The 7,174-nt window shown below is 54.3% G+C and carries 10 protein-coding genes; all 10 read left to right on the top strand.

The features are described 5' to 3' along the window. Window positions 1-191, top strand: a 191-nt coding sequence (locus AB5Y76_RS19980) for an integrase core domain-containing protein (RefSeq protein ID WP_368177694.1), incomplete at its 5' end; no start/stop codon positions are given. 193 nt (window positions 192-384) lie between these two features. After that, a complete protein-coding gene (locus AB5Y76_RS19975; RefSeq protein ID WP_005339902.1) occupies window positions 385-1,101 on the top strand; it encodes a transcriptional regulator in 717 nt (238 codons plus the stop codon). 24 nt (window positions 1,102-1,125) lie between these two features. Then, window positions 1,126-1,506, top strand: a complete 381-nt coding sequence (locus AB5Y76_RS19970; protein WP_005339904.1) for a RidA family protein — start codon at window positions 1,126-1,128, stop codon at window positions 1,504-1,506. Between the two features lie 84 nt (window positions 1,507-1,590). Further along, window positions 1,591-1,983, top strand: a complete 393-nt coding sequence (gene tusD / locus AB5Y76_RS19965; protein ID WP_042054810.1) for a sulfurtransferase complex subunit TusD — start codon at window positions 1,591-1,593, stop codon at window positions 1,981-1,983. 8 nt (window positions 1,984-1,991) lie between these two features. Further along, window positions 1,992-2,351, top strand: coding sequence for a sulfurtransferase complex subunit TusC (gene tusC, locus AB5Y76_RS19960; protein ID WP_263719276.1), 360 nt, complete (start codon window positions 1,992-1,994; stop codon window positions 2,349-2,351). A gap of 7 nt (window positions 2,352-2,358) precedes the next feature. After that, on the top strand, window positions 2,359-2,637 hold the full coding sequence (gene tusB, locus AB5Y76_RS19955) for a sulfurtransferase complex subunit TusB (RefSeq protein ID WP_005339909.1): 279 nt from the start codon (window positions 2,359-2,361) through the stop codon (window positions 2,635-2,637). Window positions 2,638-2,819: 182 nt separating this feature from the next. Further along, a complete protein-coding gene (gene rpsL, locus AB5Y76_RS19950) occupies window positions 2,820-3,194 on the top strand; it encodes a 30S ribosomal protein S12 (protein WP_005306278.1) in 375 nt (124 codons plus the stop codon). Between the two features lie 93 nt (window positions 3,195-3,287). Then, window positions 3,288-3,758, top strand: coding sequence for a 30S ribosomal protein S7 (rpsG, locus tag AB5Y76_RS19945; RefSeq protein WP_005339911.1), 471 nt, complete (start codon window positions 3,288-3,290; stop codon window positions 3,756-3,758). 75 nt (window positions 3,759-3,833) lie between these two features. Next, window positions 3,834-5,939 (top strand): elongation factor G, encoded by a 2,106-nt coding sequence (gene fusA, locus AB5Y76_RS19940; RefSeq protein ID WP_021229318.1) that lies wholly within the window; start codon window positions 3,834-3,836, stop codon window positions 5,937-5,939. A 54-nt stretch (window positions 5,940-5,993) separates the two neighbouring features. Continuing rightward, a partial coding sequence (tuf, locus tag AB5Y76_RS19935; RefSeq protein ID WP_005339879.1) for an elongation factor Tu occupies window positions 5,994-7,174 on the top strand: 1,181 nt, incomplete at its 3' end.

Raw genomic sequence — 7,174 nt, 5'->3', positions numbered from 1 at the left:
ATGACTGTTACCAGAATGCGTTGGCGGAGCGGGTGAACGGGATTTTGAAAGGAGAGTTGTTGTTGCAAAGCCCGCAGGATTTGACGCAAGCGCGGGAAATGGTGCGTGAAGCGGTGGATATTTACAACGNGGAGCGGCCGCATCATGCGTTGAAATACAGAACCCCCGATGCGGTACATAGGGGGTTCTGAGTAGAGAAATGTTAGTTGAAAATGTGTAAACCTATTTCAGGACTAGACACCAATTCCTCGGCAAAGGTAGACGCAGTGCGGGTTTCAGGATGATCCAGAGCAAAGTTGTAGAGTAAAAAATCAAAAAAAGTTGACTTTACTCCCCTGCAATTTAAAACTCGGGAAAGTTGAATGGTTATTACAGGGGTAGAACATGACTGTCGGTATCGAGGAAGCCATGCTTCCCGAAGAACAGCTGATCAGCCGCACTTTTACAGATGAAGACAGGGAATTGTTGCGCTCATACGATGGGCTCATCGATGGCTTGGCCGAGCTGTTCGGCAAGCATTGTGAAGTGGTACTCCACTCCCTGGAAAATCTGCACGAGTCGGTGATCAAGATCGCCAACGGCTTCAATACCGGACGCACCCTCGGGGCGCCCATCACCGATCTCGCCCTGCGCATGCTCAAGGACATCGAGAGCACCGGCCAGGATTACACCCAGAGCTATTTCGCTCGCAGCCGTACCGGCGCGCTGATGAAGTCGAGCACCATCGCCATTCGCAACAGCGAGCGGCAAGTAGTGGGGCTTATCTGCATCAACCTGCACATCAATGCGCCTTTCCACGAGTTCGTGGCCGAATTTTTCCCGACGCCCCAGCAGGCGGCGCGCCAGTCACCAGAGACCTTTGCCAACAGCGTGGAAGAGCTGGTTGCCCAGACGGTGGATAACACCATCGACGAGATCAATCGCGATCCCACCGTGGCCAACAATGCCAAGAATCGCTTCATCGTGACCCAGCTGTTCGAGAAGGGCATTTTCGATATCAAGGATTCGATCAATCTGGTGGCTGACAAACTCAATATTTCAAAACATACCGTTTATCTTTACATCCGACAGCGCAAGCAGGGTGAAGACGAGAACGAGTAACTCATTCCAGAAGGGGATAGATGAATGGCTAAAGAAGTGATTGCAACCGACAAGGCGCCTGCCGCGATTGGTCCGTATGTTCAGGCTACCAAGGTTGGCGAGATGATCTTCACCTCCGGGCAGATCCCGCTCGATCCTGCCACCATGGAAATCGTGGCTGGCGGCATTGAAGAGCAGGCCGAACGGGTGATGAAGAACCTGGTTGCCGTGTTGCACGCTGCCGGTGCCGATGCCAGCAAAGTGGTCAAAACCACCTGCTTCCTGAGCGACATGAACAACTTCGTTGCCTTCAACCAGGTCTATGCCCGCTACTTTGGCGATGCAGCGCCAGCCCGCTCCTGCGTGGAGGTGGCCCGTCTGCCGAAAGATGTGCTGGTCGAGGTCGAGGCGATTGCCCATCTCTGATCAACAGATCGAATCAAGCCCCTCCTGGCAGGGGCTTTTTTGTTTTTGGCGTAAAATGGACCGGGTCAGCACAGGAGTCCTGCTATGAGTCTGAGTTTTGCCATCCTGGTCACGGGGCCCGCCTATGGCACCCAATCGGCCAGCACAGCCTATCGTTTTGCCCGCACCCTGTTGGCACAGGGGCATACCTTGTCCCACCTGTTCTTCTATCAGGACGGGGTCTGCAACGGCAACGGTTTGCATCTGCCTGCATCCGATGAGACTGACCTGGTGCGTCTGTGGCGAGAGCTGGCAGCAGAGCAGGGGATCCGTATCGACGTCTGTGTCGCCGCTGCCATGCGACGCGGTGTGCTCGATGAACAGGAAGCCAAGGGGGCAGGGCAGGTACACTTCAATCTGCAAGCGCCATTTTGTCTGAGCGGTCTGGGCCAGTTGGCCGAGGCGGCGCTCACCGCCGATCGACTGGTTCAGTTTTAGGGGGAGTCATGAGCAAGAAAATCGCCTTTATCTGCAGTCGTGGCCCCCATGGCCATGCCGCCGGCCGGGAAGGACTGGATGCCTTGTTGGCCACCTCGGCCATGAGCGATGAGCTGGCGCTCTTCCTGATTGGGGACGGTGTGCTGCAACTGCTCAATGAGCAGCAGCCTGCCGCCATTTTACAGCGCCACTACGCACCTACCTTCAAGATGCTGGAACTCTACGACATCGAAGAGGTCTATGTTTGTGCTGACTCGCTGGCAGAGCGTGGCGTGACTGTGGATGATCTGCTGATCCCCGTCGAGAGTCTACCGCGCCAGGAACTGGCTCGGCGCTGGGCACAATGTTCGACTCACATCAGCTTTTGAGGTCTCCATGTTGCATCTGATATTGAACTCCCCTTTTCAGAGTCAGGCTCTGGCAGAGGCGCTCTCATACCTTCAGCCCGAGGATGAGCTGGTACTGATGCAGGATGCCGTGATTGCGGCATCGGCTCCCCAGTGGAGCGCGCGGCTGGCGGGTATCCCGCTTTATGTGATGCAGGAAGATCTGCAAGCTCGCGGTTTGCAGCATCGGGTGGGTAATGTGCTCGATATGGCGGGTCTGGTGGCACTGATTGCGCAAAAAGGTTCCCCGCGCACCTGGGGTGGCTGAGAAGCACATTTCCAAGAAAATTCAAGATGATGTCGTGAAATCAAACGGATCCGAATTGCCCTTTTGTGACGCAAATTGTATAAATCTTGACTCCCCAGACAACAGGGCATAAAATTTCGCGTCCCCGTATCTGCGGGGAGGATTTTCCACACGTTTATGAAGTCATTATCAGGAGCCTTTTGATGGCAACTATTAACCAGTTGGTTCGCAAGCCACGCATCAAGCTCGTTGTGAAAAGCAACGTGCCGGCGCTGGAAGCGTGCCCTCAGAAGCGTGGCGTATGCACTCGTGTATATACCACCACCCCGAAGAAGCCTAACTCTGCACTGCGTAAAGTGTGCCGTGTACGTCTGACCAACGGCTTCGAAGTCACCTCCTACATCGGTGGTGAAGGTCACAACCTGCAAGAGCACTCTGTTGTTCTGATCCGTGGCGGTCGTGTAAAAGACTTGCCAGGTGTTCGTTATCACACCGTTCGTGGTGCGTTGGACTGTGCCGGTGTTAAAGACCGTAAGCAGGCTCGCTCCAAGTATGGCGTGAAGCGTCCTAAAGCTTAATGGTTCTCCGTTAAGTAAGGCCAAACGTTAATTCGTTTCTAGTTAGATAGCTTTCTAGTTTTGGGTAATCCCTGAAGTTACGGAGAATTTGAAATGCCAAGACGTCGTGTTGTTGGTCAGCGTAAAATCCTGCCAGATCCCAAGTTCGGATCAGAGCTGCTGGCTAAATTTGTCAACGTAGTAATGGTTGACGGTAAGAAATCTGTTGCAGAAGCCATTGTTTATGGCGCCCTGGACATCATTGCCACCAAATCTGGCAAAGAGCACCTGGCCGTATTCGAAGAAGCTCTGGATAACATTCGTCCGGCGGTCGAGGTTAAATCTCGTCGCGTCGGTGGTGCAACCTATCAGGTGCCGGTAGAAGTTCGTCCGGTACGTCGCAATGCCCTGGCAATGCGCTGGTTGGTTGATGCCGCTCGTAAACGTGGTGAAAAATCAATGGCTCAGCGTCTGGCTGGCGAGCTGCTGGATGCCGCTGACAATAAGGGTTCGTCTGTCAAGAAACGTGAAGACGTTCACCGTATGGCTGAAGCGAACAAAGCCTTCGCTCACTTCCGCTGGTAATCCGCTTGCGCAGGGTCTTTTGACTCTGCGCACCTTTAATTATCTAGGGACAAGCGCCTTAGTAAGAGGATGACAATGGCTCGTACAACCCCCATTGAGCGTTATCGTAACATCGGTATCTCCGCTCACATTGACGCCGGTAAGACTACTACTACCGAGCGCGTACTGTTTTACACCGGTGTAAGTCACAAGATCGGTGAAGTTCACGATGGCGCTGCCACCATGGACTGGATGGAACAGGAACAAGAGCGTGGTATCACCATCACCTCCGCCGCGACCACCGCTTTCTGGTCCGGTATGGGTAAACAGTTCCAACCGCACCGTATCAACATCATCGATACCCCGGGCCACGTTGACTTTACTATCGAAGTAGAGCGTTCAATGCGTGTTCTGGACGGTGCCGTGATGGTGTACTGTGCCGTAGGTGGCGTACAGCCACAGTCTGAAACCGTATGGCGTCAGGCTAACAAGTACAAGGTTCCCCGTATCGCGTTCGTCAACAAGATGGACCGTACCGGCGCCAACTTCCTGCGCTGCGTTGAGCATATCAAGACCCGTCTGAAAGGTACTCCGGTTCCCCTTCAGCTGAACATCGGCTCTGAAGAGAACTTCAAGGGCGTTGTTGACCTGGTCAAGATGAAAGCCATCAACTGGAATGAAGCTGATCAGGGCGTATCCTTCGATTACGAAGACGTCCCGGCTGAGTTGCTGGAACAGGCGCAAGAAATGCGTATGAATCTGGTTGAAGCCGCTGCTGAAGCGTCTGAAGACCTGATGGAAAAATACCTGGGCGGCGAAGAGCTGACCGAGGAAGAGATCAAAGGTGCTCTGCGTCAGCGCGTGCTGAACAACGAAATCATCCTGGTAACCTGTGGCTCCGCGTTCAAGAACAAGGGCGTACAGGCAATGCTGGATGCCGTGATCGAGTACCTGCCGGCTCCGACCGACGTTGCTGCTATCGACGGCCTGAAAATGGACGGCGAGACCAAAGACGAGCGTCACGCTTCCGATGACGAGCCGTTCTCTGCTCTGGCGTTCAAGATCGCTACCGACCCGTTCGTTGGTAACCTGACCTTCTTCCGTGTCTACTCTGGCGTGATCAACTCCGGTGACACCGTGCTGAACTCCGTCAAGGACAAGCGCGAGCGTTTTGGCCGTATCGTTCAGATGCATGCCAACAAGCGTGAAGAGATCAAAGAAGTACGCGCTGGTGACATCGCTGCTGCTATCGGTCTGAAAGACGTGACCACTGGTGACACCCTGTGTGACCCGAACGCACCGATCATCCTCGAGCGTATGGAATTCCCGGAGCCGGTAATTTCTATCGCGGTTGAGCCGAAAACCAAGGCTGACCAGGAGAAGATGGGTCTGGCACTGGGCCGTCTGGCTCAGGAAGATCCGTCCTTCCGCGTATGGACTGACGAAGAGTCAGGTCAAACCATCATCGCTGGTATGGGTGAGCTGCACCTGGACATCATCGTTGACCGTATGCGTCGCGAGTTCAAGGTTGAAGCCAACGTAGGTAAGCCGCAGGTTGCCTACCGTGAAACCATCCGTACCACCGTTAAAGACATCGAAGGCAAGCATGCCAAGCAGTCTGGTGGTCGCGGTCAATACGGTCATGTTGTTATCGACATGTACCCGCTGGAAGAAGGCAAAGCCTACGAATTCGTCAACGACATCAAAGGTGGTGTCATTCCTGGTGAATTCATCCCGGGTGTTGATAAAGGTATCCGTGAGCAGCTCAAATCTGGTCCGCTGGCTGGTTACCCGGTTATGGATCTGGGTGTGCGTCTGCACTTCGGTTCTTACCACGATGTCGACTCTTCCGAACTGGCGTTCAAAATCGCTGCTTCCATGGCCTTTAAGGCTGGCTTCATGAAAGCCAACCCGGTTCTGCTCGAACCGATCATGAAAGTAGAAGTTGAAACTCCGGAAGATTACATGGGCGACGTTATCGGTGACCTGAACCGTCGTCGTGGCCTGATCGAAGGTATGGAAGATGGCCCGTCCGGCAAGATCGTACGTGCTCTGGTGCCGCTGGCCGAAATGTTCGGTTATGCAACTGCACTGCGTTCCGCTACCCAGGGTCGTGCTTCCTACGCCATGGAATTCGCCAAGTATCACGATGCACCGACCAACGTTGCACAAGCCGTGATCGAAGAGCGCAAATCCAAGTAATTTAAGATTCCCCGCCTACGACGGTAGGCGGGTTTAACCTAGAAGGACTACGTCGTGTCTAAAGAAAAATTTGAGCGTAATAAACCGCACGTAAACGTCGGCACCATCGGCCACGTTGACCACGGTAAAACCACCCTGACTGCAGCTATCACCAACGTGCTGGCCAAGCACTTCGGTGGTAAAGCTTTCGCCTTCGACCAGATCGACAAGGCACCGGAAGAGCGTGAGCGTGGTATCACCATCAACACCTCCCACGTAGAATACGACACCGCTACCCGTCACTACGCCCACGTAGACTGCCCGGGTCACGCCGACTACGTTAAAAACATGATCACCGGTGCTGCCCAGATGGACGGCGCGATCCTGGTAGTAGCAGCGACTGACGGCCCGATGCCGCAGACTCGTGAGCACATCCTGCTGGGTCGTCAGGTTGGTATCCCGTACATGATCGTGTTCATGAACAAGTGTGACATGGTTGATGACGAAGAGCTGCTCGAACTGGTAGAGATGGAAGTTCGTGAACTGCTGACCGAGTACGACTTCCCGGGTGATGACCTGCCGGTAGTTCGTGGTTCCGCGCTGAAAGCGCTGGAAGGCGACGCTCAGTGGGAAGAGAAGATCATCGAGCTGGCTGGCCACCTGGATACCTACATCCCGGAGCCGGAGCGCGCGATTGACCAGCCGTTCCTGATGCCTATCGAAGACGTATTCTCTATCGCTGGCCGTGGTACCGTAGTTACCGGTCGTGTAGAGCGCGGTATCGTTAAAGTAGGTGAGACCGTAGAAATCGTTGGTATCAAAGATACCGTTTCTACCACCTGTACCGGTGTTGAAATGTTCCGCAAGCTGCTGGACGAAGGTCGTGCAGGTGAGAACATCGGCGCGCTGCTGCGTGGTGTTAAGCGTGAAGACGTAGAGCGTGGTCAGGTACTGGCCAAGCCGGGTTCTATCAAGCCGCACACCAAGTTCGAATCTGAAGTGTACGTACTGTCCAAAGAAGAAGGTGGCCGTCATACCCCGTTCTTCAAAGGCTACCGTCCGCAGTTCTACTTCCGTACTACCGACGTGACCGGTACCATCGAACTGCCGGAAGGCGTAGAGATGGTAATGCCGGGCGACAACATCAAAATGGTTGTTACCCTGATTGCTCCGATCGCGATGGACGACGGCCTGCGTTTCGCTATCCGTGAAGGTGGCCGTACCGTAGGTGCTGGTGTTGTAGCTAGCGTAATCGC

The organism is Aeromonas sp. R1-2 (genome assembly GCF_040908505.1).
In the GTDB taxonomy this organism is placed as follows: domain Bacteria; phylum Pseudomonadota; class Gammaproteobacteria; order Enterobacterales; family Aeromonadaceae; genus Aeromonas; species Aeromonas veronii.
The sequence above is the reverse complement of the archived record's forward strand: the minus strand, read 5'-3'. Positions and strand labels throughout refer to the sequence as shown.

Bases quoted from the DNA above. Each gene is read 5' to 3' on its own strand.
- AB5Y76_RS19975 (WP_005339902.1), top strand. From the start codon at position 385: ATGACTGTCGGTATCGAGGAAGCCATGCTTCCCGAAGAACAGCTGATC.
- AB5Y76_RS19970 (WP_005339904.1), top strand. From the start codon at position 1,126: ATGGCTAAAGAAGTGATTGCAACCGACAAGGCGCCTGCCGCGATTGGT.
- tusD (WP_042054810.1), top strand. From the start codon at position 1,591: ATGAGTCTGAGTTTTGCCATCCTGGTCACGGGGCCCGCCTATGGCACC.
- tusC (WP_263719276.1), top strand. From the start codon at position 1,992: ATGAGCAAGAAAATCGCCTTTATCTGCAGTCGTGGCCCCCATGGCCAT.
- tusB (WP_005339909.1), top strand. From the start codon at position 2,359: ATGTTGCATCTGATATTGAACTCCCCTTTTCAGAGTCAGGCTCTGGCA.
- rpsL (WP_005306278.1), top strand. From the start codon at position 2,820: ATGGCAACTATTAACCAGTTGGTTCGCAAGCCACGCATCAAGCTCGTT.
- rpsG (WP_005339911.1), top strand. From the start codon at position 3,288: ATGCCAAGACGTCGTGTTGTTGGTCAGCGTAAAATCCTGCCAGATCCC.
- fusA (WP_021229318.1), top strand. From the start codon at position 3,834: ATGGCTCGTACAACCCCCATTGAGCGTTATCGTAACATCGGTATCTCC.